Origin of the sequence: Jannaschia pohangensis, from assembly GCF_900113875.1 — a bacterium.
Classification (GTDB): Bacteria; Pseudomonadota; Alphaproteobacteria; order Rhodobacterales; family Rhodobacteraceae; genus Jannaschia; species Jannaschia pohangensis.
The window spans coordinates 82,072-108,244 of sequence record NZ_FORA01000004.1; the positions used below are offsets into that span (position 1 = coordinate 82,072).

The following is a 26,173-nucleotide window of genomic DNA, read 5'->3' on the forward strand; positions in this document are numbered from 1 at the left end:
TCAGGTCGTGTTGGCCTGGGGCGCATCGCTGGATGCGGATTTTGGCGTGGCCCCGAGACCCAGGCGCATGACGGCCCGGCGCAGGGGTGGCAGGTCATGCAAGGCCGCCATACCCCGCGCCCGCAGCGCCTGAACCGGAGCAATCCCCGCGATGGAGGTGCGGTTGAGCAGGTCGATTCCAGCCATCCGCAGCGCCGCATCCCGCCTGCGCGCCTGCCCGTAGGGCTCCAGCATCTCGAGGCTGCCCAAGGGGTGCCGGGCGGCCAGATCTTGCAGCAGCGCGATGTCCTTGAGCGAGGTGTTCAGCCCCTGAGCCCCGATCGGCGGCATCGCGTGGGCGGCTTCGGCGGCCAGCGCCAGGCGGCGCGCCGTGAAGCGGTCCGCGAGGACGGATGTGATCGGCCAGATCGCCCGACCCGAGACCAGCGATAGCGTCCCCATCACATTGGCGGATCGCTCCTGCGCTTCCTCGGTAAAACGGCCGGGGTCGAGATCCATGCGGCGCGTCTGTTCCGCTGCGATATCCATCCAGACCACGGCGGAGCGGTGTTGCCCGCCCCGATCCGGCAGGGGCACCAGTGTGAACGGCCCGCCGCTGTTGTGGATTTCGGTCGAGATGTCGTCGTGCGGGGCCGCGTGCGTGCAGGCAAAGACAATTGCGCTCTGGCCATAGTCGACCCGTTTCGCGTCGATCCCGGCCATTTTGCGAACCGGGCTGTCGCGACCGTCGCAGGCGACAAGGAGCCGGGCGGTGATCCGGCTGCCGTCGTCCAGGGTGACCCGTGTTCCGGCCTCGCGCGCGAAGATGCCCGACACGGAACGACCGAAGCGCAGCGTGACCCCGGGCAACTCCTCTGCGCGCGCAAGCATGTGATGGCGCAACAGCCAGTTGGGAAAGTTCCATCCGAAGGGTGCGTCCGAAATGTCGCGTGCCTCGAAATCGCGGGTGACGGTCGTGTCGCCCGCCGCGTCGACGATCCGCATTGTCCAGAGCGCCGTGCCCGCAGGGCCCAACCTGTCCCAGATGCCGGCCCGGGTCAGCAGGTCGCGCGCCGGTTGCAGCAGGGCCGTGGTGCGCAGGTCGGCGCCCGGCTCATCCTCGCCGGTGATCGGCGGGGCGGGGTCGATAAGGGTCACGTCGTACCCCTCGCTCCCGAAGACGCAGGCGGCGGCCAGACCGGCGGGGCCCGCGCCCGCGATCACGATATCTGTGTCGAAGTCCATGCCCCTCACCTAGGGCGTTCTAGGCGCCGGGAACAGGGGCCAGGATGCCGCGGAGAAACGCGTTGAGGTCGGGCGCGTGGTGGTGCACGTGCGACCCCTGCGCGCGTTCGGGGGCGACATGCACCGTGACCATCCCCATCTCGTGCGGCACCTGCAGGTTGCGGGGCGAATCCTCGAACATGGCGGCGCGCGTCGGGTCCAGACCGTCGGCGGCAAAGACGCGCTCGAAGGCGATGGCGTCGGGCTTGGGCGCATAGCCCGCGTGTTCGATGCCGTGGACCGCGTCCCAGATGCCGTCCAACCCGCGCGCGGCCAGCACGTCCCGGGCATAGGGGGCGGTCCCGTTGGTATAGATGATCTTGCGGCCCGGGAGCATCGTGATCAGATCGCGCAATTCCGGGTCGGGCGACAGAACCGAAAAGTCGATCCTGTGCACATCCTCCAGGAATGGCTCCGGGTCTTGGCCGTGTTCGCGCATCAGCCCGGCCAGCGTCGTGCCGTGGTCATGCCACCAGCGGGCGCGAAGCCCGTCGGCATCCGACCGGCTGACGTTCATCGTCGCCACGATCCAGTCCACCATCCTCGCCTCGATCTGGGGAAAGAGCGGCACGGACGGGGGATAGAGTGTCTCATCCAGGTCGAAGACCCAAGTTGTCACATGATCGAACTGCATCCGGCCTCCCTGACGCGGGGCGGGCAAGGCGTCAAGCGTTTGGGCCGCCTCGGTGCTGTTTGGGGTATACGGCGGGGCCGCGGCACGTGTATTCGGAAGGAACAGATTGGAAAGGCACGGTTTTGGCCCAGAAGGATGCGCATGCCATGATCCTCGACGCGATTGATCGAGGCGAGTTCAGCCCCGGCGACCGTCTGGTCGAGAGCGAGCTGGCTGATCGCTTCGGCGTATCGCGTACCCCCGTGCGCGAGGCGTTGCAGCGGCTGGAGACGCAATCGGTGCTGGTGCGGGATGGACGCTCCTTGATCGTGGCGACCCTGAGTCATGACCAGATGGCCGAGCTTTATGCGGTGCGCACGGAACTGGAGGCGTTGGCTGCACGCCTCGCCGCGCAACATGCAGCCCGCGAGGAGATTTCCGTGCTGCGCCAGATGGTCGAGGAGGACGCGGCCTTGATCGGGGATGCGAACGCACTGGCCCGCGCCAACCGCCGGTTTCACGGACAGATCCACCTGGCGTCCCACAATCGCTATCTCATCCAACAGCTTGGGATGGTTCACCGCTCCATGGCGCTGATGGCGACGACATCGCTGGCCGCCGAGGGCCGGGGGCCAGCCGCATTGGGCGAACATCAGGCCATCGTGGAGGCGATTGCCGCCCGCGATGGAGACGCGGCCGCAGACGCGCTGCGCCAGCATCTGAGTCTCGCCTTTGAGACCCGCCTGCGGGAAGAGGCGCGCAAGATCTGACTGCGGCGCGCTAGCCGCCGTGTGAAACCCGGGACTTGGGCGCGTCGTTGGCCTGCGAAAGCTGCAGTTCAAGTTCGGAAATCCCGCCCTGGAACGTGCCGCCAAACGCCCCGTGACTGGTCTTGTCCCAATGGAATGGCTTGAACACGATCTCGGCAAGGGCCTTGATGACGGCCAGTGTGGCCAGCGGAAAGTAGAGTTCGAGCGTCGGGATCCATTTGCGCAGGTGGCGGTGGTGCGGGGCGCGGCACCCGATGCAGGCCAGCCCCATGGACAACGCAAGCGCAAGCCCGAGGAAGATGCCGAGGGACATCGCGCCGTTCCCGGGAAACCAGTCCAGGATAGGATGGTGGAAGCCGAAGGCTACCACGGTCGTCGACCAGAGAACGGGTGTCAGCAGCGCGTTCAGGATTGCGCCCATGAACAACAGGTGGAATCCCAGAAAACGCCGGGTTCCCAGATCCTGCCAGAGTTCGCGCGGACGTCTGCTGTGAACGGCCCATGTGAGGATGTATCCCTTCATCCAGCGCGACCGCTGCTTGACCCAGGCAATTGGCGAGGCATTCGCCTCTTCCAAAGTGGTGGTGTCGATGATTTCCGTCCGGAAGCCCATGCGGGCGAGACGAACGCCCAGATCTGCATCTTCGGTGACGTTGTGGGCGTCCCATCCGCCCACCGTCTCGATCGCGCGACGTCGGAAGAACAAGGTGGTGCCGCCGAGGGGCACGACGAGGCCCAGGCGCGCGATCCCCGGCAGGACCAGGCGGAACCAGTTCGCGTATTCGATGGTGAAGCAGCGCGACATCCAGTTGCGCATGGGATTGTAGTAGTCGAGCCGCCCTTGGAGGCATGCCACGTTGGCCGGAGCCGTGCGGAAGCGGGTGGCGACGGTCAAAAGCTGGTCCGGGGCGGGCGCGTCTTCGGCGTCATAGATGCCCACGATGCTGCCGCGTGCGAAGTTCAACGCATAGTTCATGGCCCGGGGTTTGGTACGCGGACGGCCATCGGGAACCGGAATGACCCGCATCCACCTGGGCAGGTTCGACCGCTCCAGCGCATCGAGGGTTTGGCGGTCGTCCGCCTCGACCACGAGGCAGATGTCGAGCAATTCGCGGGGATAATCGAGGCGAGAAAGCCGTTCCGTCAGTGGCCCGGCAATCGACGGCTCGCGGTGGAGCGGCACTAAGATCGAGATGCAGGGCAGGCGGCGCGCCGCCTCTTCGGCCGGTCGGATCGAGGCGAATCCCTTGGGCGTTCGAAAGAGCGCGATGGCGGCGGCAACACGCAGCCCCAGGTTGAGCGCCATGACGAGAAGGGCCGCAGCGGTGGCCACCTGAAGCGCGTTGTAGGGCCAGAGAGCCGTCGCGATGAGGGCGGTCAGCATGAAAATGGCGAGCGCGGCAGACCCGGTGCGGGGCTGCCAGCTTCGGCAGGATATGGCCTGGGGCACACGGCATTCGGCAGCCCGCGCCAGGGTTGCACCATGGACCTCGTGCATTCGCGCCTCGAGCGCGCTGGCCGTGGCGACGGCGAAGAGGCAGACGCCCATCGATTCGGGGAGAGCGGCGCGAAGTTCGTCGACCAATTCGGGGCGCGACGTGGCGATCAACGTCTTCCCGCCGACCCGCCGCCACGGCAGGGCGTGGTACTTCAGAGCCAGTTCCAGCGGCAGCTTGCGGGCGAGTTTGTCGGTGTTGGGCGTCGACAGGGGTGGATTTCCCGCCCGCCCCATCCCGCGTTGACGACCCAGAGCCACGGCCAACGTCTCCTCGTCCACGAGGTTGCGACGGATCAGCACGTCACCAAGGCGCGCTGAAAGGCGGCGTTGCAGCATCAAGGCGCGCGCGAGGTCGGACCCGCTGATGGCCCCCATGTCGAGAAGGACTTCGCCAAGTTTCGGGCGCCGGATATACGGCTGTCGCTTGAAGGCGGGCCCCGCGTCCGGATCCGCCGCCTCGTTCGGGATCAGATCACTGGGGATCGGTGGCCCGAGGGACGGAAAACGCACGATCCTGGCAGGATTGTGCGCGAGGGGAGTCATGACATCCGCGCCCGGGTTCTGGGGCGAGGCAGAAGGTCTTGCGGGCGGCATGGCATACTCGGAACGTGATATCCGCCCACCATGCCCCGCCGGAAGTTAAGGATGCGTTAAGATGTCGCGCTTCAACCGTGACGTGCATCCATCGCGGCGGCGAATTCGTCGAACAGATAGGCGCTGTCGTGCGGACCGGGGCTCGCTTCGGGATGGTACTGCACCGAAAACACCGGGCGGCCGCTCAGCCGGATGCCGCAATTCGACCCGTCGAACAGCGACACATGGGTCTCCTCAACACCCTCGGGCAGGGATTGCGCGTCGACGGTGAAGCCATGGTTCATCGACGTGATTTCGACCTTGCCGTCGCGACTGCGGCGAACGGGGTGGTTGGCGCCGTGATGCCCGTGGTTCATCTTGATGGTCTTGGCCCCAAGCGCCATGGCAAGCATCTGATGTCCAAGGCAAATCCCGAAGACGGGGACGCCGCTGTCGACCATTTCACGGATCACGGGAACTGCGTATTCGCCCGTTGCCGCGGGGTCGCCCGGACCGTTCGACAAGAACACGCCATCGGGGTTCTGGGCCTTGACGTCCTCGGCCGTTGCCGTTGCGGGCAGCACGGTCACGTCGCAGCCTACCGATGCCAGCGAGCGCAGGATATTGCGCTTGGCGCCATAGTCGATCGCCACCACCTTGTGGCGCGGCGCCTCCTGCGTGCCGAAGCCGTCGGGCCAGGCCCACTTCGTCTCGTTCCAGCGATAGGACTGGGCGCAGGTGACCTGACCGGCCAGATCCATCCCGACCAGTCCGGCGAAGGCGCGGGCCTTTGCGACCAGCGCCTCGATATCGAAGTTGCCGTCCGGGTCATGGGCCAGTGCCACATGCGGCGCCCCCTGTTGGCGGATCGCGCGGGTCAGACGCCGCGTATCGACGCCCCCCATGCCGATGCGGCCCCGCGACGCCAGCCAGCTTTCGAGGTCCGATGTGGCGCGCCAGTTCGACGGATCGGTCGGGTCCCATTTGACGATCATGCCGGCGGCGACCGGATCTGTCGTCTCGTCATCCTCGGGGTTCACGCCGGTGTTTCCGATGTGGGGGAAGGTAAAGGTCACGACCTGGCCCGCATAGGATGGGTCGGTCATGATTTCCTGATAGCCGGTCATGGCGGTGTTGAAGCACAGCTCAGCCACGGCGACCCCGGATGCGCCGAAACCGCGTCCCATGAAAATCGTTCCGTCGGCAAGGGCGAGGCAGGCGGTCGGCTTCTGGGGCATGGGGAACTCCGGGGTGGCAGGGCGGATGGCCAGCGCGGCCAAATTGTCGGGGTTCTAGGGACGGGGCCGGGGGGCGTCAACACCAGAAGGGTGACCCTTCGGAAGGGTTGGCCCGGGGGCGCGTTCTGCGCTATGGCGGGCGCTCAGACACAACGGGACGGAGATCGCCCATGGACCTGCGCGACCGACTGAACGCCCGCCTCAAGGAGGCGATGCGTGACAAGGACCAGAAACGGGTCGGCACGCTGCGCCTGATCAATGCGGCCGTCAAGGATCGCGACATCGAATTGCGCAGTGACTCCAAGACCGCCGGTTCGCCCGAGATCCTTGCCATCATGGCCAAGATGGTCAAGCAGCGCCACGAAAGCGCGCGCGCCTACGAAGAGGCGGGGCGGCTGGAACTGGCCGAGCAGGAGCTGGCGGAAATCGACATCATCGAGGAATTCCTGCCCAAGAAGCTGTCGGACGAGGAAGTCGAGGCCGCCGTGGTGGAGGCCATTGCCGAAACGGGTGCCAATTCGGTGCGCGACATGGGCAAGGTCATGGGTGTGCTCAAGGGCAGGTATACCGGGCAGATCGACTTCGGTGCGGTCGGCCCGCTGGTCAAGGCGCGCCTTGCCTGACGCGCAGGCCAGCCGCTAGTCGAAGCGCAGGGTCGATACCGCCAGCGTATCATAGCGGCGGCCATCGATGACGCTGTCCACATGGACCTCGATCCAGTCGACGCCTTCGAACCCGGCCAGTGTCCAGCTCTGCTCGCCCCGGTGATCGCGCACGGCGATCGTCCGTTTGAAGCCATTCGACCCCGAAAGGGTGATCGACTCCAGGCGTGCATAGCGCCGGAACGTCTTTTCGTCGCTGTTGTCGCCGTTGACGATGGTCAGGCGCGCCGCTGAAATCGGGGTTTCGAAATCGAAGAGCAACCTGCTGCCCCGGCCGTTGCCCGGGGCCTGTTCGGACCAGGACGAGCGGATGTCGCCATCGAGAAGGCGACTGACCGACAGGGCATCGAGGGCCGTGGTGGCACAGAGCCGTCCGCGTGCGCCGCCCTTGGGCAGGGGTGCGCAGATCGATTGCGCCGGAAGGTCGGGGCGCGCCCCGCGACTGGTCTGGCTGTCTTCCGTGCCATCCGATCCCGCTTGGGCCGAGACATCGCCCGCGTTTTCGTCAGGGCGCTGGCGCACGGCATCGGGGTCACCCGGGCCGCTGCCACCGTCGGGGGTGCCGTCCGGAATGGCCAGGCCCGCGCGCCCCGCGGATTGCAGCCACCCCTGTTCCACGGCGGCCAGACGTTCCTGCCGCGGCGGGTGCGTGTCGGATCCACTTTCGCTGAAACCCTGCCAAAGGGTTTGCGCCTGCGGCAGCGTCGCGCCCAGGGCGTGCAGGGTGAACCCCGCAAAGGCATCGGCCTCGAGCTCGGTCGCGGGCCGCGATCCGCCGGGCAGGATCGTATGACCCAGAAGGTGGTGCCCGATCTCATGGGCGATCACCGCATAAAGCGGCCATCGGTCATCGACGGGCATGTCCTTGAACTTGAGAACCCAGAGCGGATTGAAGCCGATCACACGCTCCTGATCTTCGATGTAGGCGGCGGCGTTGTAGACGTCCATCGTCTCGTGGATCTTGAGATTGTTGGCGAGGCCCGAAATCGCCAGGATCTCATTGGCCATCAGGAAGACTTCGCGCGTGGTCAGGCGGCTTTCGGAGGCGGTGACCGTCGGCAGGTCACCATCGGCCGGCCCCGCGCACCCCCCCATGCCGCAATTGTCCTGAGCCGGGGCCGCAGACGCGACGGTCAGGCCCGACAAAAGGCAGAGACACAAGAGACAAGCGCGCATCGAGCACCTCGAATGGGAACGCGGGACGGGACATTCCCGTCAAGCTAGGCCAAGCCGGGCCTTGCTGGCAACGCCTTGAACCGGGGGGCCTGCGCAGGCATCTAGGGACAGAGACCAAGGGGAGACGGGGCATGGCGCTGCCGGTACGACAACAGGCGATCTACTGGGGGGCGGCGGCGGCGGTCTTCCTTGTTCTGCTCTGGTATCTGGGGCCGGTCATGCTGCCCTTTATCGTGGGCGGTGCGATTGCGTACATCCTTGACCCGCTGGCGGACCGGCTGGAGACCATGGGACTTCCGCGAACGGCGGCCACGACGATCATCACGTTGGTCGGGCTTCTGGTGCTGGTCGTCGCGGTGGCCTTCCTGATCCCCTTGCTGATCCAGCAGACCACCTCCCTCATCCGGGTGGCCCCGGATTACTTCGCGGCCTTGCGTGATTGGCTGACCGCCCGCTTCCCGACCATCGTCGAGGAGGGCGGCATCGTTCAGACGGCCTTGGCCGACATCGGTGCTGCGGTGCAGTCGCGCGGCGGACAATTGGCCAGACAGCTGGTCGCGGGCGTCTTTGGGGTCGTCAACGCCGTCGTCTTCATCGTCGTCGTGCCGGTTGTGGCCTTCTACCTGCTGCTCGACTGGGACAATATGGTCGCCCGCATCGACGATCTGCTGCCGCGCGATCATGTGGGGACGATCCGCAAGATCGCGTCCGAAATCGACGCCACGCTGGCAAGCTTCGTGCGTGGCCAGCTGACAGTCTGCCTGATCCTGGGGACGTATTATTCGGTGGCGCTGATGCTGGTCGGGCTTCAGTTCGGATTGGTCGTGGGGGCCATCGCAGGCTTGATCACCTTCATTCCCTACGTCGGCGCTCTCGTTGGCGGCGGATTGGCCATCGGTCTGGCATTGTTCCAGTTCTGGGGCGACTGGACGTCCATCGGCCTGGTGGCCGCGATCTTCGTCGCGGGCCAGTTCCTGGAGGGCAATATCCTGACGCCGAAACTGGTGGGGGAATCGGTTGGTCTGCATCCCGTCTGGCTGCTCTTTGCGCTGTCGGCCTTCGGGACAATCTATGGTTTCGTTGGAATGCTGGTCGCTGTGCCCGTCGCCGCCGCGATCGGTGTCGTCACGCGGTTCATGGTGTCGGAATACAAGTCGAGCCTGCTCTATAATGGCCGCGATCCCGAGCCGAAACCGGTTCCGGACGAGGCGGACCAAGACCTTGTCGAAGCTTCGGAATAGGCTTTGACCCAACTCAGCATCGCCTTGCCCCGGCTGGACGCCTGCGGGCGTGAAGACTTCATGGTCTCGACCAGCAACGCGGCGGCCATGGCGCTTATCGAACGCTTTCCCGACTGGCCCGGATCGCGGTTGGCCCTGATCGGCCCCGAAGGCTGCGGCAAGTCACATCTGGCGGCGATCTGGGCCCAGGAGGTCGGGGCGACCCGCGTTGCGGCGGTTGACCTGCGCGAAGAGGACGCGCCCGACCTGGCGCAGGCCCCGGTTCTGGTGGAAGACGCCGACCGGGGGGGCAATGACGCGGCGTTGTTTCACCTCTGGAACGCCTGCGTCGGGGGCGGACGCGGGCTTTTGCTCACGGGGCGGGCGGCCCCGTCGGAGTGGCGCGCGGAGTTGCCGGACCTGCGCAGTCGCTTTGCCTCGCTTACCCCGGCGCGGATCGACGACCCCGACGATGCCCTGCTCTCGGTCGTCCTGCTCAAGCTCTTCGCGGATCGGCAATTGCAGGTGAAGCCCGCCCTGATCGGCTATCTTCTGTCGCGGATGGAGCGCAGTTTCGCCGCCGCGCAGGACGTGGTCGACCGGCTGGACCGCGAGTCCCTGGCGCGCGGTATCCCGCTTGGTCAAAGCCTGGCCCGGGACCTGCTCGAGGGGTGACTGGACGGGGATGCGCGATGGTCATACCGTGTCATGTCCCCGACACGTTTCCCGGCCAAATTCAATCATGCTCGACAAAGACCAGATATCGCCGTCCGATTTCCTGAACGCGCCGATCCCCGTTCCGACGGAACTGGACGAGGAGCGCCGGACCAGCCCCAAGCGGTTCTTCAACCGCGAACGCAGCTGGCTGGCCTTCAACCTGCGCGTGCTGGAAGAGGCCGAGAACCCCAAGGTCCCGCTTTTGGAACGGCTGCGCTTCCTGTCGATTTCGGCGGCGAACCTTGACGAATTCTATACCGTCCGCGTGGCGGGCCTCAGGGAATTGGCCCGGGCGGGCAACCTGACTCCTGCTGCCGACGGGCGGACGCCTGCCGAACAATTGGCCATGATCGACGCGGACGCGGGTGCCTTGCTGGAGCGCCAGCAGAGCGTCTGGATGACCCTGCGGTCAGAGTTGGAGACGCAGGGCATCTGCCTTCTGTCGCCCGAGAACCTGAACAAGGCCGAAACCCGCGAGATGGCGGGTCGTTTCCTCAACGAGGTTTTCCCCATCGTCTCGCCCCTGGCCATCGACCCGGCGCACCCCTTTCCCTTCCTGCCGAACGAGGGCTTTGCCCTCGCCGTGGAATTGCAGCGGCGGACCGATGGGCGGACGCTGCGGGCGCTTCTGCCGATCCCGGCGCAGATCGACCGCTTCCTGCGCCTGTCCGACAAGGACGGGGTGATCCGGTTCCTGCCGCTCGAGGATCTGCTTCTGATGCAGATCACGGAACTCTTTCCCGGCTATCAGCTGCGCGGTCACTGTGCGTTCCGGGTGCTTCGCGACAGCGATCTGGAGGTCGAGGAGGAGGCCGAAGACCTGGTGCGCGAATTCGAGACGGCGCTGAAACGCCGCCGCCGGGGCGACATCATCCGCATGAAGATCACGGCGGGGGCGCCCGAGGGGCTCAAGCGCGTGATCGTCGAGGAGATGGGCGTCGACGAATCCGAGGTGATCGAGGTGCGGGGTCTGGTCGGCCTCGCCTCGCTCAAGGAGTTGGTGGTGAACGAGCGCAAGGAGCTGCTCTGGCCCACCTTCACGCCGCGCGTGCCCGAACGAGTGCAGGACCACGACGGCGACATGTTCGCGGCGATCCGCCAGAAGGACATGCTGCTGCATCATCCCTACGAGACCTTCGACATGGTCATCCGCTTCCTGACGCAGGCGGCCAATGATCCCGATGTGGTGGCCATCAAGCAGACCCTTTATCGCACCTCGCGTGACAGCCCGATCGTCGCGGCCCTTTGCGAGGCCGCCGAACAGGGCAAGACCGTTACCGCGTTGGTGGAGTTGAAGGCGCGCTTCGACGAGGCCGCGAACATCCGCCAGTCACGGCGCCTGGAGCGGGCGGGGGCGCATGTGGTCTATGGCTTCACCCGCCTCAAGACCCACGCCAAGATCAGCACCGTCGTCCGCCGCGAGGGCGACCGGCTGGTGACCTATACCCATTTCGGGACGGGCAACTATCACCCGATCACGGCGCGCATCTATACCGATCTGAGCCTGTTCACCTGTGACGAGGGTCTGGGCCGCGACGCGACCAAAGTGTTCAACTACATCTCGGGCTACGCGCCGCCAGACGGCCTCGACAAGCTGACGATCTCGCCCAATGGGCTGAAGGTTCATCTTCTGGCCTCGATCGAGAACGAGGCGGACATGGCGCGGGCGGGCAAGCCCGGTGTGATCTGGGCCAAGATGAATTCGCTGGTCGAACCTGACGTGATCGACGCGCTTTATGCGGCGTCGCAGGCGGGGGTGAAGGTCGATCTGGTGGTGCGCGGCATCTGCGGCCTGCGTCCGGGGGTCAAGGACCTGTCGGAAAACATCCGCGTCAAATCCGTCGTCGGGCGGTTCCTCGAACACAGCCGGATCGTCTGTTTCGGCAACGGCGGCGGACTGCCGGGCAAAAAGGCGCGGGTCTACATCAGCTCGGCCGACTGGATGGGGCGCAACCTCGACCGCCGGGTCGAGACGCTGGTGGAATGCGTGAATCCGACGGTCAAGGCCCAGATCGTGAGCCAGGTCATGGCCGCAAATCTGGCCGATGTGGCGCAAAGCTGGGTTCTGGGGGCCGAGGGCGACTGGACCCGGCCCGACCTTTCCGCACTCGACAATCCGTTCAGCTGTCACCGCTTCTTTATGGAGAACCCGTCGCTGTCGGGTCGAGGGTCCGCCGGGGCACGTGACGTGCCGGAACTGACCCACTCCAGCGACGGTTGACGTTGACCCCCTGTCCGCTGCCGTGTCAGACCCCCGGGGCAAGATGGACATGGGCCGGGGGAGCGACCGATGGCGAATGATGTAGTGGACCCAGAAGGTTATGGCCCATTCGGCGCCCCGCTGTTCGACGGACCCGAGGCCCGGGCCCTGCGCCGGGTCGGGGTCATCGACGTCGGGTCCAACTCGGTTCGTCTGGTCGTGTTCGATGGCGCGGCGCGGTCGCCGGCCTACTTTTACAACGAAAAGATCCTCTGCGGGCTTGGCGCGGGCATGTCCGAAAGCGGTCGCCTGAACCCCGAAGGTCGGGTCCGGGCATTGTCTGCATTGCGCCGCTTCGCGATCCTGGCCCGAGGGATGGAGGTCAATTCCCTGACCGCCGTCGCCACTGCCGCCGTGCGCGAGGCCGAGGATGGCCCCGCATTCGAGGCGGAGGTGAAGGCACTGACGGGGCTGAAACTCTGGGTGATCGATGGCACCGAAGAGGCGCGGCTGTCGGGGCAGGGCGTCCTTCTGGGCTGGCCCGAGGCGGATGGTCTGATGTGCGACATCGGGGGATCGTCGATGGAGCTTGCCGAGATTTCCGGGGGCGAGGTCAAGGCCACCGTGTCGGGCAAACTCGGGCCCCTGAAACTCGCCGGGGTAAAGGGCAAGGGCAAACGCGCAGAGCAGATCGCGGCGGGCGTGGCCGAGATGGCCATAGCCCTTGGTCGCGACCGTTATGACAAGATCTATCTGGTGGGTGGGTCCTGGCGGGCGATTGCCCGGATCGACATGGAGCGGCGGGGCTATCCGCTGCACGTCCTGCACGAATACACGATGACGCCCAGGGATTTGCGGGCGACGCTGGAATACATCGGAGATCAGGATATCGGCGACCTTGCCAACAGGACCGAGACGAGTTCGGCGCGAATGTCGCTTGTCCCGATCGCCGCCCAGGTTCTGCGCCAGGTCGCCAAGACCTTCCGGCCCAAGGAGATCGCCATCTCCAGCTATGGCATTCGCGAGGGTCTTCTGTACGAGCAGATGCCGGACGTGTTGCGGGCGCGCGACCCCCTGATCGAAAGCTGCCGCTTCGCCGAGGCCGCGTCTGCGCGGATGCCCGGATTCGGGCGCGTCCTTTACCGCTTCATCTCGCCGCTGTTCGCGCGCGAAAACGCGCGGCGGCGGCGGTTGATCCGGGCTTGCTGCCTTCTTCATGACGTAAGCTGGCGCGCGCATCCGGACTACCGCGCGGAAATCTGTTTCGACAATGCGACCCGCGCCAATCTGGGCGGCCTGACCCATTGGGAGCGGGTGTATCTGGGTCTGGCCCTGTTGCATCGCTATCGCAACAAACGCGAGGGGACCCCGTTCGAGGCGTTGGCCCCCCTGCTGTCGGAACCGGCGACGGCCCAAGCCGAGGTGGTGGGCAAGGCGATGCGTCTCGGGGCCATGTTCTCGGCGCAGGACCCGGCCCTGATGGGGGTCCTGCGGCTTTATCCCAAGAAGGGGATCCTGCAACTTTCCCTGCCACGCGGCGACGGCGAGGCGCTTTATGGCGAAGTGGCCGAAGCCCGATTTCAGTCCCTCGCCGACTCCCTCGGGGTGACCGCGCAGATCAAGATCGGTCGGCAGGACAAGGCGAAGGCCTGAACCCGGTCAGCCGCAGGCAGGACGCGGACCGGGGATCAGGACCTTGTCGATCGCATAGATGATGCCGTTGGCCCCGCGGATCGCCCGACCTTCGGCCTCGGCCGAGGCGCCGCTGCCGTCGCTGATGCTGATGCCGTCGGGGGTGCGCGCAACGCAGAGCCGGGTGTCCATGTTGACCGGCTGCACCAGGATCGGCTGATCGGGAAGCATGTGGCGCGACAGTTTACGATCGTCGACGTGATACCCCAGAAGGGCGCGCAGCCCCTCGATGTTGTCCTGCCGCAGAAGCGACACTGCCATACCCTCAGGCAGATCGGCAAAGGCGGCGTCTGTCGGAGCGAAGATGGTGAAGGGACCGTCTCCGTCCAGCAGGTCGCCCAGATCGGCCGCCGTCAAGGCCCCGGACAACGTGCTGAACCGCCCGTCGTTTTGCAGCAATTCCAGAACCGACTCCCGTGTTGCGCCCTGACCTGCCTCGGCCACGGGCGATGCCAGAAGGAACGCCGTCGACAGGAGGCCCAAGAGTGATGCTTTCATGAGTACGGTCCTTTCCCCAAATCCGTTTGAACAGAAATTAGGTCGCAACGGTCGATTGACAAAGACCCGCCGGTCACAACCGCGCGACCTGTCCGGGTCATCCCGCCGCTTGCCCCGGCCCCTCAGCGTTGGTAGCGCCTTTGCAACCATCGCCCATCCGGAGCCGCACCATGCGCCTGACCCGCTATTTCCTGCCCGTCCTCAAGGAAACGCCCGCCGACGCCCAGATCGCCAGCCATCGCCTGATGCTGCGCGCAGGCATGATCAAACAGTCGAGCGCGGGCATCTATTCGTGGCTGCCGCTTGGTTACAAGGTGCTCAAACGGATCGAGGACATCGTCCACGAGGAGCAGCAACGCGCTGGCCACATCCCGATGCTGATGCCCACGTTGCAGGGCGCGGACCTTTGGAAGCAGTCGGGCCGCTATGACGCCTATGGTCCCGAGATGCTGCGCATCACCGACCGCAACGACCGCGAGATGCTCTATGGCCCCACCAACGAAGAGATGATCACCGACATCGTCGGGACTTATGTCACCTCCTACAAGGCTCTGCCGCTGACGCTCTATCATATCCAGTGGAAGTTCCGCGACGAGATGCGGCCTCGCTTCGGCGTCATGCGCGGGCGCGAGTTCCTGATGAAGGACGGCTATAACTTCGACCTGACCAAGGAAGACGCGCTGCATGCCTACAACCGGCATCTCGTCACCTATCTGCGCAGCTATGAGCGGATGGGCCTTCAGGCGATTCCGATGCGGGCCGACTCCGGCCCCATCGGCGGGGATTACACCCACGAGTTCCTGGTGCTGGCCGAGACGGGGGAATCGGAAGTCTTCTATGACAGCGAGATCACCGATCTGAGCTTCGGCGCGCGCGAGATCGACTATGACGACAAGGCCCAGTGCCAGGCGGTTCTGGAGGAATTCACCTCGCGCTATGCCCGCACCGATGAAACCCACGACGAAGCCGTCTTCGCCGAAATTCCCGAGGCGCGCCGCCGTGTGGCCCGGGGCATCGAGGTTGGCCAGATCTTCTATTTCGGGACCGAGTACTCCGAGAAGATGGGCGCTTTCGTGCAGAACGAAGACGGCGCCCGCGTGCCGCTGCACATGGGCTCCCACGGGATCGGCGTCAGCCGCCTTCTGGGCGCGATCATCGAGGCGAGCCACGACGACAAGGGCATCATCTGGCCCGAGGGGGTCACGCCGTTCCATGCGGGCATCGTGAACCTGCGCCAGGGGGATGCCGCGACCGACAGCGCCTGCGACGGTCTCTACAATGCCCTCATCGCCGCCGGGTTGGAGCCGCTTTATGACGACCGCGACGAGCGGGCGGGCGGCAAGTTCGCGACGATGGACCTGATCGGTTTGCCCTGGCGGATCACGGTCGGGCCGCGCGGTCTGGCCAACGGGATGGTGGAATTGACGTCCCGCCGCACCGGCGAGAGCCAGGAGATGTCGCCCGAAGCCGCCGTGCAGCGCCTGGCGCACATCTACGCCGACCGCTGACGGCCTGAGGCGATCCGAGCGGTGCTCGGCCCGACCGTTCTGTCATCGCCGGGTCGGCCCCTTGACCCGGCCCCCTGCCTCCCGCACCTAGGGGCGGAGCAGTCCCGGAGAGGTCGATGTTTCAGCGTTTCGAATGGATGATCGCCTGGCGCTATCTGCGGGCGCGCCGGTCCGAGGGGGGCATCAGCGTGATGACCTGGATCAGCCTTGCGGGCATTTCGCTGGCCGTATTCGCGTTGATTGCAGTCCTCGCCGTGCGGACCGGATTTCGCTATGAATTCGTCGACACAATCGTGGGGGCGAACCCCCATGTCAGCGTGCTCAGCTATGGCGAGGTGCTTCCGAACGGGACGTTGACGCGGACCGTGTCGGACTATGACGCCTTGACCGAACGTCTTTCGGGGGTCGAAGGCGTGGTGACAGTAAAACCTGTGGTCACGGGGCAGGTCATGGCCACCGCCAACGGGCGCAACACGGGCGCGCAGGTCATCGGCATCCGCCCCGAGGATCTGGCCGGCATTCCCCGCGTGGCCTCGCCCGAGCAGTCGCAAGGCGATATCGCGGATTTCGCCGGGGGCGTGGCGCTCGGCTGGTTCGTGGCGCAGGATCTGGGCCTGCAGGCGGGCGACATGGTCCGCCTGATCTCGCCGGAAGGGACCAAGACGCCCTTCGGAACATCGCCCCGGGTCAAGGCCTATCCCGTCACTTATGTCTTTCAGGTCGGGCGATACGACATCGACAAGATCCGCATCTACATGCCCTTCGACGAGGCGCAGATCTATTTCAACAAACCCGAACTCGCCGACGAAGTGCAGGTGACGCTGACAGACGCGGAACAAGTGGACAGTTTCGCCCCCCGGCTGATCGCGGCGGCGGGCGATGGCAATTACCTCTGGACGTGGAAGGACGCGGCGGGCGGTTTCCTGCGCGCGCTCCAGATGGAGGACAACATCATGTTCGTCATCATGTCGATCCTCGTCCTCGTCGCCACGCTCAACATCACCAGCGGCCTTGTCATGCTGGTGAAAAACAAGGGCCGCGATATCGGCATCCTGCGCACGATGGGCCTGTCCGAAGGGACGGTCCTGCGGGTGTTCTTTCTCTGCGGGGCGTCCATCGGCGTCGTCGGCACGGCCATCGGCACCCTCCTCGGGTGTCTCTTTGCCATCTACATTGATCAGATTTTCGGCTTTGTGAACTGGGTCGCCGGCGGCGGCGTCTGGGACCCGTCGGTGCGCTACATCTCGGCCTTGCCCGCGCGGCTGGAGTTGGGCGACGTCCTGCTCGCGGTCACGCTGTCGCTGTCGCTGTCGTTCATCGTGACGATCTTCCCGGCACGCCGTGCGGCCCGCATGAACCCGGTCGAGGCGCTGCGCTATGAGTGAGGTGCTGCGGCTTTCCGGGATCGAAAAAGGGTATCACATTGGCAAGCCCGGTGAAATCCGCGTGCTCAACGGCGTCGACCTGACCCTGTCGCGGGGCGAGGTCTGTGCCCTCGTCGCACCTTCGGGTGCGGGCAAATCGACCCTGCTCCACATCGCGGGCCTTCTGGACACGCCGGACAGCGGCAGCGTCACCATCGCGGGCGACGACCTGACAGGACGGGGCGACCGCGCCCGGACCCGGGCCCGCAGGCAGAAGATCGGCTTCGTCTATCAGTTCCACCATTTGCTGCCCGAATTCACGGCGGCCGAGAACATCATCCTGCCGCAGCTGGCCGCCGGAACCTCTCAGGCCGACGCCCGCGCGCGGGCGATGGACCTGCTGGCCCGCGTCGGGCTGGAGCACCGCGTCGATCACCGCCCGGCCGAAATGTCCGGGGGCGAGCAGCAACGCACGGCCTTCTGTCGCGCCCTGGCCAATGCTCCAAGCCTGCTTCTGGCGGATGAGCCGACCGGCAACCTCGATCCCGGAACATCGGACACCGTCTTCGAGGCCCTGGTTCAGCTGGTTCGGGATACCGGCATGGCCGCCTTGATCGCGACCCACAACCTGGACCTTGCCGCGCGGATGGATCGCACCGTGCGCCTGAATGCCGGTACGCTGGTCTAGGCGGTCTCGGCCGCCAGGAAATCGGCGACCTGATCGAAAAGCTTGGCCCGTTTGGCGGCGCCTTCCATCATCGGTTCGTGACGCGCACCGGGAAGGGTGACCAGCTTGCCGCGCGGCCAGGACGCCATCCGTACGTGGATCGCGTCGGGGTCGACGATCCCTTCCTCGGTTCCAAGAAAGGTCAGGCAGGGGATGTCGGGTGCGGCTTCGCGCGCGCAGCGGTGCATTTCGCGAAACGCGCCCCAGACCCACCCGAGCGACGGCCCGCCCAGGGCGAGGTCGGGATGGGCGGCAAGCTGCGCCTTCATCCAGGCGAACATCTCCGGGTCGGTCGTCAACAGGTTGCCCTCGAACGGCGCATTGGCCGGGTCCGCGACCTTGCCCGAAGCGGGTGTGCCCAAATGCCCGATGCCCACGGTCGACGCGATGGACGACATGAGCCACGCCCCGAGCCGTCGATGCGGCGAAAGTTGCAGCCCCCACATCGGGGCCGAAAACACCGCCGCCGAAAACTCCGACCGCCGCATGAGGGTCGCAAGACCGATCAACCCGCCCATGGAATGGCCGAGCACGACCCAAGGACGCGGCAGGCCTTCTTCGGTTGCAAGCGCAATGACCGCATCAACATCGCGCTGGAACTCGTTGAAATCGTTCACATGACCGACCATCCGGTCGTGGCGCGGCCGCTCCGTCAGGCCCTGACCCCGCCAATCGACGGCAAGGCTGGCATAGCCGCGGCTGGCCAGCTCCCGGGCCGGAACGACGTATTTCTCAACGTATTCCGTGCGCCCCGGGAACAGGAAAACCGTGCCCTTCGACCCTTCGGGCCAAAGCGCCACGCGCAGCCGCACCCCGTCGGATGTCGTCACCCAGAGGGCGTGCCCCCCGGACAGGGCGTCACCGGGCAGGCCGTGCAGGGGAGCGGCTTGGGTCACCTACGACAGCGCCGCGCCCAGTTTCATGGCCGTGCCCATGTCACCGTCGACCGACAGCTTGCCCGTCATGAAGGCGCTGGTCGGGTTCACGTCGCCGTCCAGAATGCCTTTGAAAGTTTCCGCGTCAGCCGTCATGGTGCATTCTGCGTCTTCGTCTCCGGCGCGAACACCGTCGGAATCGACCATGATTGCGCCTTCGCCTTCGACCACGAACTTGACGCTGCCGTCGAAGGTGCCAATCTTGGCAGATAGCTGCGTGACGGCTTCGTTGATGATGTCGCTCATGTAATCCTCTGGAACTGATCGCCGGAACGGCGGGATGGGGTCTTTATCAGGATGGTTGACCTAGGTGTCACGCTCAAGGCCCTCTTGCTCGCAATCGCGTGCAGTTACGCCACGTTCTTGCCTGCGCAGCAGGTCGGCCCCGAACTCGAACGCGACCCGCAGGCCTTGTTGAACCGCCTCGGGACGCTCACCGCCGAAGGGGATGCCGCCGAGGCCGGGCGCCTTGCGGACGAAATCCTTGAACGGTGGACGCATTCGGGGAGCGCGACGCTCGACCTGTTGCTCCGCCGGGGGCAGGACGCGATGGCCGAGGGCGATTTTCCGCGCGCCATCGCGCATCTGACAGCGCTGACCGATCATGCGCCGGAATTCGCCGAAGGGTGGAATCAGCGCGCCACGGCCTTCTTCCTGACCGAGCGTTTCGGCGAGGCGCTGGCCGATATCGAGCAGGTCCTGATCCTGGAGCCGCGGCATTTCGGCGCCCTGACCGGCCTTGCGATCATCCTGGAACAGACCGGAGAGGACGCGGCTGCGCTCAAGGCCTACCGTGCTGCGCAGCAGATCTATCCCGCCGAAGAGAACCTGAACGGGGCGATCGAGCGGCTGGAAATGCAGACCGGGGAACGGACCCTCTGAATGGACAGCCCTCTCGGGCGGGTGACGGCGGTCCTGGGGCCGACGAACACCGGCAAGACTCATTACGCCATCGAGCGGATGCTGGCGCATCGGACGGGCATCATCGGCCTGCCGCTGCGGCTGCTTGCCCGCGAGGTCTATGACCGGATCGTCGCCGTTCGCGGCCCCTCGGCAGTGGCGTTGGTCACCGGAGAGGAACGGATCGTCGGAGCGCGGGCTACCTATTGGGTCTGCACGGTCGAGGCGATGCCGGTCGGGATGGCCGCTGACTTCGTCGCAATCGACGAGATACAGCTCTGTGCCGATCCGGATCGGGGTCATGTCTTCACCGACCGCTTGCTCAACATGCGCGGCCTGCACGAGACGTTGTTCATGGGGTCGGACACGATGCGCCCGACCATCGCACAACTTGTCCCCAAGGTTCAGTTCGTGCGGCGTGAGCGTTTCAGCGAGTTGATCTATTCAGGTTCGAAAAAGATAAGCAGAATGCCTGGGCGCACGGCAATCGTCGGTTTTTCGGTCGAGAATGTCTATGCCATCGCCGAACTGCTGCGTCGGCAGAAAGGCGGTGCGGCCGTTGTCATGGGGGCGCTCAGCCCGCGGACGCGGAACGCTCAGGTGGAGATGTATCAGAACGGCGATGTCGATTACCTGGTGGCGACCGATGCCATCGGAATGGGCCTGAACCTCGACATCCGTCACATCGCCTTCTCGGCCACCTCCAAATTCGATGGCCAACGGATCCGTCCGCTTTTCCCCCATGAAATGGGGCAGATCGCGGGGCGGGCCGGCCGATACATGCAGCCTGGGACATTCGGGATTACCGGCGAAGCGAGTCCGCTGGATGACGATCTGGTGGATGCGATCCAGACGCATCGCTTCAAACCCATCGACCGGCTGTTCTGGCGCAATGATCGGCTGGATTTCGCCTCTGCCGAGGCGCTGATCGCGGCTTTGGAGACTCCGAGCGGCGAGCAGGTCCTGACCAAGGGTCGCGAGGCCGATGACCTGTCATCGTTGAAAACCCTGACAGCGCTGGAGGGGGTCGCGGTCCGTTTGCGCGATGCGCGCGATGTAAGGCTGCTGTGGGACGTGTGCCGGGTTCCTGATTTTCAGGGAATTAGCCACGGCGAACACACCACGCTCCTGTCGCGCATTTTCGGGTTTCTGCACGAGAAGGGGCGGGTGGACAGCGACTGGTTTGCCCGTCAGGTCAAGCGTATAGACAAGCCGCTTGGCGACATCGATATGTTGTCGAAACGACTGGCCTATGTGCGCACCTGGACGTATGTCGCGCAGCGCAAGGGTTGGATCGATGACGAGACCCATTGGCGCGCGGCCACACGGGCGGTAGAAGATCGCTTGTCGGATGCGCTCCATCAGGCGCTGACAAATCGGTTCGTGGACAGACGGACTTCTGTGCTGCTGCGGCGGCTGAAGATGAAGGAGGGCCTTTTGGCCGAGATCAACGACAAAGGCGAAGTGGTCGTCGAAGGCGAAACCCTGGGACGGCTGGAAGGCTTCCGGTTTCACGAGACGGGCACGACCACGCCGGACGAAGCCAAGACCGTGCGGCAGGCCGCGACCCAGGCGTTGCGCCCCGAGTTCCACCTGCGTGCGGACCGGTTCTACAACGCCCCCGATACCGAGATGGATTTCACCGAGCAGGGTGGCCTGATGTGGGGCGATCAGGCGATCGGTAAACTGGTCAAGGGCAGCGATGCGCTGCGCCCCGCCGTCGAGGCCTTCGTCGACGATGACGCCGGTCCGGAGGTGATGCAGAAAGTCACACGCCGCCTGCAGCATTTCATCGACCGCAAGGTTGCCGCAGCGTTCGACCCTTTGCTGGCCATGTCGCGGGACGAGACGATGACCGGGCTGGCCCGTGGCTTTGCCTTCCGGATGATGGAAGGCATGGGCGTTCTGCCCCGCAATGAGGTCGCCCAGGACGTCAAGGAATTGGAGCAGGATGCCCGCGGCCAGCTGCGCAAGCATGGCGTGCGGTTCGGTCAGTTCACGGTGTTTCAACAACTGCTTCTGAAGCCCGCGCCGACGCGCCTGCGTCTTGTGCTTTGGTCGCTGTGGAAGGGTCTGGACGAATTTCCCGAGGCACCGCCTCCCGGTCTGGTCACGGTCCCGGGCGTCGTGGATGCGCCCGATGGGTACTACACGATGGCCGGTTACCGTCTGGCTGGCGCGCGCGCGATCCGGATCGACATGCTGGAACGACTGGCCGATCTGATCCGTCCGGCCGACAGCCGGGGCGGGTTCGAGGCGACCGCGGACATGCTCTCGATCACCGGCATGACACTGGAGCAATTCGCGGATCTGATGGGTGGATTGGGTTATAACGCCGAGCGGGGCGAGCGCCCGAAGGTGAAGGCCACCGCCGAAGCGGCGGAGCCTGAAGCGGCGCAAACCGATACCGCTGCGCCCGAGGCGCCCGAGGCCGCGCCCGCCGAGCCGTCGACCGAAGCGGCGACCCCGCCCGAAGAAGCCGTGGAGGCCACCGCCCCCGAGGTCGAGATATTCTATACCTTCACCTGGGCGCCCAAGCGGGCACCGCGCGGCGGTCCGCGTCGCGAGGGCAATCGCGATGACCGGCCGCAGCGCAAGGGCAAGCCCAAGGGCAAACCCGGCGGCAAGGGCAAAGGTGACGGCAATCGCGGCCCGCAGGTCTTCGAGGCCAAGCCCAAGCGCGAGGCGCGGATCGATCCGGATAATCCATTTGCTGCGCTGGCCGCGCTGAAGGACAAGTGAGCGAAGCGCCAGAGACCGCGAAAGCGCGCCAGAGGCTGGACAAATGGCTCTGGCAGGCGCGCTTTTTCAAGACCCGGACGCTTGCCGCGCGGATCATCGGTGAGACGGGCGTAAGATTGAACGACGTGCGCGTCACCAAGCCCGCGCAGAATGTCAGCCCGGGGGATGCGCTCACATTCTCGCAGGGGGATCGGATTCGTGTCGTCGAAATCCTGGCCTTGGGAACGCGGCGGGGACCTGCCGCCGAGGCGCAGGCGCTCTATCGCGATGACAGCCCCGCACCCGTGCCCCGCGCCGGACCACGGCCCACGGGGCGAGACCGGCGTCGGCTCACGGAAATGAGAGAGCAGGGCGACGGCGCTTGAATGCCCCGCCCGGGCCGTCTAGACCGCCCGCGACACGCAGCAAGGACACCCATCATGACCTATGTCGTCACCGACAATTGCATCGCCTGCAAATACACCGACTGCGTCGAGGTCTGCCCCGTGGATTGCTTCTACGAAGGCGAAAATATGCTGGTGATTCATCCGGATGAGTGCATCGACTGCGGCGTCTGCGAGCCCGAGTGCCCCGCCGACGCGATCCGTCCGGATACCGAGCCGGACATGGACAAATGGGTTGAATTCAACCGCAAGTACTCCGAGGCCTGGCCGGTGATCATCACCAAGAAAGACCCGCTGCCCGACGCCGAGGCCATGGACGGCAAGGACGGCAAGATGGACATGTTCTCGGAGGCCCCCGGCGAGGGGGGCTGAAACGGGGGCCAAAGGTCAGTCTCCATTCCACTTTCGGGACCCCTTATTTTGTGATATGATGAGTCTTGTTCGCGGGCGTTCCCGCGGCGTCTGCCACGTTTCGGCCCTGTCGGTTTGCTGCCGTTGTCCGGGCCAACACAACAGCGCGTCTGATCTGACCCACGGAATTTCCTGGGCCGGTCATTTTTGCGGCCAAGCGGGAGCTTTGGTCGCCGTGCAACGAGACATCGAAAGGATGCCCATGTCCAAGAAAGCCGAGTTCCGCCCCAATGACTTCGTCGTCTATCCTGCCCACGGCGTCGGACAGATCGTGTCCATCGAAAAGCAGGAAGTGGCCGGCCTAGAGCTGGAACTCTTCGTGATTTCTTTCGTCAAGGACAAGATGACCCTGCGTGTGCCGACCAACAAGGCGACCGACGTGGGGATGCGTTCGCTGTCGTCGCCCGAGATCGTGACGAAAGCCATGGCCACGCTGAAGGGCAAGGCCCGGGTCAAGCGCGCCATGTGGTCCCGCCGGGCGCAGGAATACGAAGCCAAGATCAACTCCGGCGACCTGATCGCAATCGCGGAAGTGGTGCGCGACCTGCACCGCAACGACGAACAGCGCGAGCAGTCCTATTCCGAGCGGCAGCTCTACGAAGCCGCGCTCGACCGGTTGACGCGGGAATTGGCCGCAGTGAACGACATGGATGAGGATGGCGCGCTCAAGGCCGTCGATCAGATCCTGATGTCGCGCGCCGCCGCCTGATCGTCGGATAGATATGATTGAAAGGGGCGTCTTCGGGCGCCCCTTTTGCTTTTGCGGGTTGCGATCGCGCGGCGGTCATTCCCACCAGGCGTCGATTCGCCCGATCTCGTCATCGGACCATCCGAAATGGTGGGCGAATTCGTGTATGGTCACGTTCGTCACCAACTCGGCCAGCGTGACGTTGCCCCGTTCGGACCACTCATCCAGGATCGGACGGCGGAACAGCGTCACGGAAGAGGGCGGCGCGGGGGATTCGACCGACCGCAGGGTCAGCGGCTCTCCCTCGTAAATCCCGGTCAATTCATAGCCGTCGTCGATGTCCATCTCGTCGAGCAGCGCATCGGACGGCCAGTCTTCCACGATCAGGCGCACTTCGGCGGCGAGGCTGTCGAAAGGCGGGGGCAGGGCCGCGCGGGCGGCCTCGGCCAAACGCAGGATTTCCGCCTCGTCCGGTGCGAATTGGGTCATCGGATGGTGCGGACCCCAGTCGGCGTGTCGAGGCGGGCGACGATCTCGCGCCGTCCGGTCTTGGTCTTGATCCGAGGATCGTCGAGGATCTCGGTCAGGATGGCGGCGAGGGCCTCGGCCTCGGGGTGATGCAGTGTCAGATCGGCCAGGCGCAGGCCGATGTCGGGGAACGTGGGCGACGGCGAGTCCCATTGGATCAGCGCGGGAAAGCAGCCATCGAAGGGCAGCACACCGTCGTCCGGGACGGCCATGCGCCAGCGGAAATCGCCGCGCACGAAGGAAATCGCGCGGCCCGCCTGGGGAAAGCGCGCGACAAGTCCGTCGAGGTCGTCGGTGCGCAGGATCCAGTTGCCGATCCGGGGCGCGCCGCTTTGCCGGTCAAGGTCGAACCAGCGTGGCCGACCGACGGCTGGCGCGTCCGGATCGACGGCGATGACTTCGAGATACTCGCCCGCTCCCAGACCGCTCAGCCGGTTGTGCGTGCCCATGAGCGCATGTTTGCCGCCCGGCCCGATTTCGATCCCGAGATGGGCCGCAACATGGGCCGCGCCTTTGTCAAGCGTTGCGGCGGAGATGGCGAAGTGGTCAAAGGCCTGCATGGGAGAGGATCCTACTCTGGCTGCTCGCAAGGGGCAATTGCGCAAGGCATGTCTGGCGGCCCGCGAAGGCGTCGGCCGAGAGGCCCGTGCGGCGGCGGCAACCCGCCTTTTCGCAAGGCTCTGTGCGCTGCGCGGCAAGACGATCGCGGGCTATCTGCCGATCGGGTCCGAGGCCGACCCGCGCGGGGCGATGCGCGTCCTGTGTGCCGACAACCGGATCTGTGTGCCCGTAGTCACGGGCCGCGGCGCGCCCCTGCGGTTTCGCGACTGGACACCGGGTTGCGCCGTGGCGCCCGGCGATTTCGGCGTGATGGTCCCGACGGAGGGCGGCTGGCGCATGCCGGATGTGGTGATCGTGCCGCTGGTCGGCTTCGACGGTCGGGGGAACCGTCTGGGCTATGGCGGCGGGTTCTACGACCGCACGTTGGCGGGGCTGACGGATACGCTGATCGTCGGATTCGCCCTTGATGCGCAGCGTTTGCCGGACTTGCCGGTGGAGCCGACCGATGTGGCCCTGCCCTGGATCGTCACGGAATCCGGGGTTTTCGGCACCGGGGACGCAGTGTAACCCCACCTCAACCAATCAGCCTCCGGAGGCCCCATGTCCCAGTCCTTTGATCGCTCCATCAAGATCGCCCCGTCGATCCTGGCCGCCGATTTCGCGGCCTTCGGGGCGGAATGCGCCGCTGCCGAAGCGCAGGGGGCCGACTGGATCCATGTCGACGTCATGGACGGGCATTTCGTGCCCAACATCAGTTTCGGACCCGCCACATGCGCGGCGATCCGGCCGCATATCAAGGGGGTGATGGACGTCCACCTGATGATCTCGCCCGTCGATCCCTATATCGATGCTTTCGTGCAGGCCGGGGCGGACATCCTGACGGCGCATCTGGAGGCAGGGCCCCATATCCACCGCACGCTCCAGGCGATCCGGGCGGGCGGGGCAAAGGCGGGTCTTGCCCTGAACCCCGGCACCCCTGCCGAGGCGGCGGCGGGGCTGTTGGATGACGTCGACCTGATCTGCGTGATGACCGTGAACCCGGGCTTTGGCGGGCAGAAGTTCATTCACAGCCAGATCGACAAGATCCGGAAGTTGCGCACCATGATCGGGGACCGACCCGTCCATATCGAGATCGATGGCGGGATCGACCCAGTCACGGCGCCGCTTGTGGTGGCGGCGGGCGCCGATGTCCTGGTCGCCGGGTCGGCGGTCTTCCGGGGCGGATCCGTTGCGGACCCGGCCCCCTATGGACGGAACATCGCGGCAATCCGCAAGATGGCGAACGACGCGCTGTCCGACACCTGAG

The 26,173-nt window shown here is 65.6% G+C and carries 26 protein-coding genes; 16 read left to right on the plus strand and 10 right to left on the minus strand.

Features of this window, described 5'->3' with window-relative positions; genetic code table 11:
* Window positions 1-1,224, minus strand: a complete 1,224-nt coding sequence (locus BM002_RS14180) for an FAD-dependent monooxygenase (RefSeq protein ID WP_092782511.1) — start codon at window positions 1,222-1,224, stop codon at window positions 1-3.
* Window positions 1,225-1,243: 19 nt separating this feature from the next.
* Entirely contained in the window at window positions 1,244-1,897 is a 654-nt protein-coding gene (locus BM002_RS14185) for a pyrimidine 5'-nucleotidase (protein WP_092782514.1), read from the minus strand.
* A gap of 146 nt (window positions 1,898-2,043) precedes the next feature.
* Here BM002_RS14185 and BM002_RS14190 point away from each other — a divergent pair, with 146 nt between their 5' ends.
* Window positions 2,044-2,646: a GntR family transcriptional regulator gene (locus tag BM002_RS14190; protein WP_092783263.1), complete on the plus strand. Its 603-nt coding sequence runs from the start codon at window positions 2,044-2,046 to the stop codon at window positions 2,644-2,646.
* Between the two features lie 10 nt (window positions 2,647-2,656).
* Here the strand turns inward: BM002_RS14190 and BM002_RS14195 are convergent, their stop codons facing one another.
* On the minus strand, window positions 2,657-4,654 hold the full coding sequence (locus BM002_RS14195) for a glycosyltransferase family 2 protein (protein ID WP_245749269.1): 1,998 nt from the start codon (window positions 4,652-4,654) through the stop codon (window positions 2,657-2,659).
* Between the two features lie 155 nt (window positions 4,655-4,809).
* Window positions 4,810-5,955: a glutamine-hydrolyzing carbamoyl-phosphate synthase small subunit gene (gene carA, locus BM002_RS14200; RefSeq protein WP_092783266.1), complete on the minus strand. Its 1,146-nt coding sequence runs from the start codon at window positions 5,953-5,955 to the stop codon at window positions 4,810-4,812.
* A 170-nt stretch (window positions 5,956-6,125) separates the two neighbouring features.
* Here carA and BM002_RS14205 point away from each other — a divergent pair, with 170 nt between their 5' ends.
* A complete protein-coding gene (locus BM002_RS14205) occupies window positions 6,126-6,578 on the plus strand; it encodes a GatB/YqeY domain-containing protein (RefSeq protein WP_092782521.1) in 453 nt (150 codons plus the stop codon).
* 15 nt (window positions 6,579-6,593) lie between these two features.
* Here the strand turns inward: BM002_RS14205 and BM002_RS14210 are convergent, their stop codons facing one another.
* Window positions 6,594-7,793: an NADase-type glycan-binding domain-containing protein gene (locus BM002_RS14210; RefSeq protein WP_139212383.1), complete on the minus strand. Its 1,200-nt coding sequence runs from the start codon at window positions 7,791-7,793 to the stop codon at window positions 6,594-6,596.
* A gap of 131 nt (window positions 7,794-7,924) precedes the next feature.
* On the opposite strand from BM002_RS14210, the gene BM002_RS14215 reads away from it, so the two are divergent.
* The 4 genes from BM002_RS14215 (at window position 7,925) to BM002_RS14230 (ending at window position 13,583) form a co-directional block, all read left to right on the plus strand.
* Window positions 7,925-9,034, plus strand: coding sequence for an AI-2E family transporter (locus BM002_RS14215; protein ID WP_092782527.1), 1,110 nt, complete (start codon window positions 7,925-7,927; stop codon window positions 9,032-9,034).
* A 3-nt stretch (window positions 9,035-9,037) separates the two neighbouring features.
* Window positions 9,038-9,688, plus strand: coding sequence for a P-loop NTPase family protein (locus tag BM002_RS14220; RefSeq protein WP_245749270.1), 651 nt, complete (start codon window positions 9,038-9,040; stop codon window positions 9,686-9,688).
* 85 nt (window positions 9,689-9,773) lie between these two features.
* Window positions 9,774-11,951, plus strand: coding sequence for an RNA degradosome polyphosphate kinase (locus BM002_RS14225; protein ID WP_092783272.1), 2,178 nt, complete (start codon window positions 9,774-9,776; stop codon window positions 11,949-11,951).
* A 69-nt stretch (window positions 11,952-12,020) separates the two neighbouring features.
* The gene (locus BM002_RS14230; protein ID WP_092782531.1) at window positions 12,021-13,583 is read left to right on the plus strand and encodes a Ppx/GppA family phosphatase; all 1,563 of its coding nucleotides are present in this window, start codon (window positions 12,021-12,023) and stop codon (window positions 13,581-13,583) included.
* A gap of 6 nt (window positions 13,584-13,589) precedes the next feature.
* Here the strand turns inward: BM002_RS14230 and BM002_RS14235 are convergent, their stop codons facing one another.
* The gene (locus tag BM002_RS14235; RefSeq protein WP_175484910.1) at window positions 13,590-14,120 is read right to left on the minus strand and encodes a fasciclin domain-containing protein; all 531 of its coding nucleotides are present in this window, start codon (window positions 14,118-14,120) and stop codon (window positions 13,590-13,592) included.
* A gap of 170 nt (window positions 14,121-14,290) precedes the next feature.
* Between BM002_RS14235 and proS the strand changes: the two genes are divergently transcribed.
* The 3 genes from proS to BM002_RS14250 all read left to right on the plus strand — a co-directional run bounded on the left by proS (window position 14,291) and on the right by BM002_RS14250 (window position 17,680).
* Entirely contained in the window at window positions 14,291-15,628 is a 1,338-nt protein-coding gene (proS, locus tag BM002_RS14240; protein ID WP_092782537.1) for a proline--tRNA ligase, read from the plus strand.
* Window positions 15,629-15,744: 116 nt separating this feature from the next.
* Entirely contained in the window at window positions 15,745-17,013 is a 1,269-nt protein-coding gene (locus BM002_RS14245) for a lipoprotein-releasing ABC transporter permease subunit (RefSeq protein WP_092782540.1), read from the plus strand.
* On the plus strand, window positions 17,006-17,680 hold the full coding sequence (locus tag BM002_RS14250) for an ABC transporter ATP-binding protein (protein ID WP_092782543.1): 675 nt from the start codon (window positions 17,006-17,008) through the stop codon (window positions 17,678-17,680). The genes BM002_RS14245 and BM002_RS14250 overlap by 8 nt, the downstream gene beginning before the upstream one ends.
* On the opposite strand, the gene BM002_RS14255 is transcribed toward BM002_RS14250, so the two are convergent.
* Together BM002_RS14255 and BM002_RS14260 are read right to left on the minus strand one after the other, a co-directional pair.
* Window positions 17,677-18,615 (minus strand): alpha/beta fold hydrolase, encoded by a 939-nt coding sequence (locus BM002_RS14255; protein ID WP_245749271.1) that lies wholly within the window; start codon window positions 18,613-18,615, stop codon window positions 17,677-17,679. The two genes, BM002_RS14250 and BM002_RS14255, sit on opposite strands and share 4 nt — an antisense overlap.
* Complete coding sequence (locus BM002_RS14260) at window positions 18,616-18,900, minus strand: SCP2 sterol-binding domain-containing protein (RefSeq protein ID WP_092782546.1); 285 nt, start codon at window positions 18,898-18,900, stop codon at window positions 18,616-18,618. It lies immediately after the preceding gene.
* Window positions 18,901-18,951: 51 nt separating this feature from the next.
* Between BM002_RS14260 and BM002_RS14265 the strand changes: the two genes are divergently transcribed.
* From BM002_RS14265 to BM002_RS14285, 5 genes are all read left to right on the plus strand, one after another.
* A complete protein-coding gene (locus BM002_RS14265) occupies window positions 18,952-19,536 on the plus strand; it encodes a tetratricopeptide repeat protein (RefSeq protein ID WP_092782549.1) in 585 nt (194 codons plus the stop codon).
* On the plus strand, window positions 19,537-22,296 hold the full coding sequence (locus BM002_RS14270) for a helicase-related protein (protein ID WP_092782552.1): 2,760 nt from the start codon (window positions 19,537-19,539) through the stop codon (window positions 22,294-22,296).
* Window positions 22,293-22,661, plus strand: a complete 369-nt coding sequence (locus BM002_RS14275) for an RNA-binding S4 domain-containing protein (protein ID WP_092782555.1) — start codon at window positions 22,293-22,295, stop codon at window positions 22,659-22,661. The genes BM002_RS14270 and BM002_RS14275 overlap by 4 nt, the downstream gene beginning before the upstream one ends.
* Before the next feature lie 54 nt (window positions 22,662-22,715).
* Window positions 22,716-23,051 (plus strand): ferredoxin FdxA, encoded by a 336-nt coding sequence (gene fdxA / locus BM002_RS14280; protein WP_092782559.1) that lies wholly within the window; start codon window positions 22,716-22,718, stop codon window positions 23,049-23,051.
* 235 nt (window positions 23,052-23,286) lie between these two features.
* Entirely contained in the window at window positions 23,287-23,799 is a 513-nt protein-coding gene (locus BM002_RS14285; protein WP_092783277.1) for a CarD family transcriptional regulator, read from the plus strand.
* Window positions 23,800-23,874: 75 nt separating this feature from the next.
* On the opposite strand, the gene BM002_RS14290 is transcribed toward BM002_RS14285, so the two are convergent.
* Together BM002_RS14290 and BM002_RS14295 are read right to left on the minus strand one after the other, a co-directional pair.
* Window positions 23,875-24,267, minus strand: a complete 393-nt coding sequence (locus BM002_RS14290) for a metallopeptidase family protein (protein WP_092782562.1) — start codon at window positions 24,265-24,267, stop codon at window positions 23,875-23,877.
* Window positions 24,264-24,866: a VOC family protein gene (locus BM002_RS14295; RefSeq protein WP_092782566.1), complete on the minus strand. Its 603-nt coding sequence runs from the start codon at window positions 24,864-24,866 to the stop codon at window positions 24,264-24,266. The genes BM002_RS14290 and BM002_RS14295 overlap by 4 nt, the downstream gene beginning before the upstream one ends.
* On the opposite strand from BM002_RS14295, the gene BM002_RS14300 reads away from it, so the two are divergent.
* Together BM002_RS14300 and rpe are read left to right on the plus strand one after the other, a co-directional pair.
* Entirely contained in the window at window positions 24,865-25,434 is a 570-nt protein-coding gene (locus BM002_RS14300; protein WP_092782569.1) for a 5-formyltetrahydrofolate cyclo-ligase, read from the plus strand. The two genes, BM002_RS14295 and BM002_RS14300, sit on opposite strands and share 2 nt — an antisense overlap.
* A gap of 33 nt (window positions 25,435-25,467) precedes the next feature.
* Complete coding sequence (gene rpe / locus BM002_RS14305) at window positions 25,468-26,172, plus strand: ribulose-phosphate 3-epimerase (RefSeq protein WP_092782572.1); 705 nt, start codon at window positions 25,468-25,470, stop codon at window positions 26,170-26,172.
* The last annotated feature ends 1 nt before the right edge of the window (window position 26,173 follow it).

Coding starts and splice junctions, on each gene's coding strand:
- BM002_RS14180 (WP_092782511.1), bottom strand. CDS start 1,224: ATGGACTTCGACACAGATATCGTGATCGCGGGCGCGGGCCCCGCCGGT.
- BM002_RS14185 (WP_092782514.1), bottom strand. CDS start 1,897: ATGCAGTTCGATCATGTGACAACTTGGGTCTTCGACCTGGATGAGACA.
- BM002_RS14190 (WP_092783263.1), top strand. CDS start 2,044: ATGATCCTCGACGCGATTGATCGAGGCGAGTTCAGCCCCGGCGACCGT.
- carA (WP_092783266.1), bottom strand. CDS start 5,955: ATGCCCCAGAAGCCGACCGCCTGCCTCGCCCTTGCCGACGGAACGATT.
- BM002_RS14205 (WP_092782521.1), top strand. CDS start 6,126: ATGGACCTGCGCGACCGACTGAACGCCCGCCTCAAGGAGGCGATGCGT.
- BM002_RS14210 (WP_139212383.1), bottom strand. CDS start 7,793: ATGCGCGCTTGTCTCTTGTGTCTCTGCCTTTTGTCGGGCCTGACCGTC.
- BM002_RS14215 (WP_092782527.1), top strand. CDS start 7,925: ATGGCGCTGCCGGTACGACAACAGGCGATCTACTGGGGGGCGGCGGCG.
- BM002_RS14230 (WP_092782531.1), top strand. CDS start 12,021: ATGGCGAATGATGTAGTGGACCCAGAAGGTTATGGCCCATTCGGCGCC.
- BM002_RS14235 (WP_175484910.1), bottom strand. CDS start 14,120: ATGAAAGCATCACTCTTGGGCCTCCTGTCGACGGCGTTCCTTCTGGCA.
- proS (WP_092782537.1), top strand. CDS start 14,291: ATGCGCCTGACCCGCTATTTCCTGCCCGTCCTCAAGGAAACGCCCGCC.
- BM002_RS14245 (WP_092782540.1), top strand. CDS start 15,745: ATGTTTCAGCGTTTCGAATGGATGATCGCCTGGCGCTATCTGCGGGCG.
- BM002_RS14250 (WP_092782543.1), top strand. CDS start 17,006: ATGAGTGAGGTGCTGCGGCTTTCCGGGATCGAAAAAGGGTATCACATT.
- BM002_RS14260 (WP_092782546.1), bottom strand. CDS start 18,900: ATGAGCGACATCATCAACGAAGCCGTCACGCAGCTATCTGCCAAGATT.
- BM002_RS14265 (WP_092782549.1), top strand. CDS start 18,952: ATGGTTGACCTAGGTGTCACGCTCAAGGCCCTCTTGCTCGCAATCGCG.
- BM002_RS14270 (WP_092782552.1), top strand. CDS start 19,537: ATGGACAGCCCTCTCGGGCGGGTGACGGCGGTCCTGGGGCCGACGAAC.
- fdxA (WP_092782559.1), top strand. CDS start 22,716: ATGACCTATGTCGTCACCGACAATTGCATCGCCTGCAAATACACCGAC.
- BM002_RS14285 (WP_092783277.1), top strand. CDS start 23,287: ATGCCCATGTCCAAGAAAGCCGAGTTCCGCCCCAATGACTTCGTCGTC.
- BM002_RS14290 (WP_092782562.1), bottom strand. CDS start 24,267: ATGACCCAATTCGCACCGGACGAGGCGGAAATCCTGCGTTTGGCCGAG.
- BM002_RS14300 (WP_092782569.1), top strand. CDS start 24,865: ATGGGAGAGGATCCTACTCTGGCTGCTCGCAAGGGGCAATTGCGCAAG.
- BM002_RS14295 (WP_092782566.1), bottom strand. CDS start 24,866: ATGCAGGCCTTTGACCACTTCGCCATCTCCGCCGCAACGCTTGACAAA.
- rpe (WP_092782572.1), top strand. CDS start 25,468: ATGTCCCAGTCCTTTGATCGCTCCATCAAGATCGCCCCGTCGATCCTG.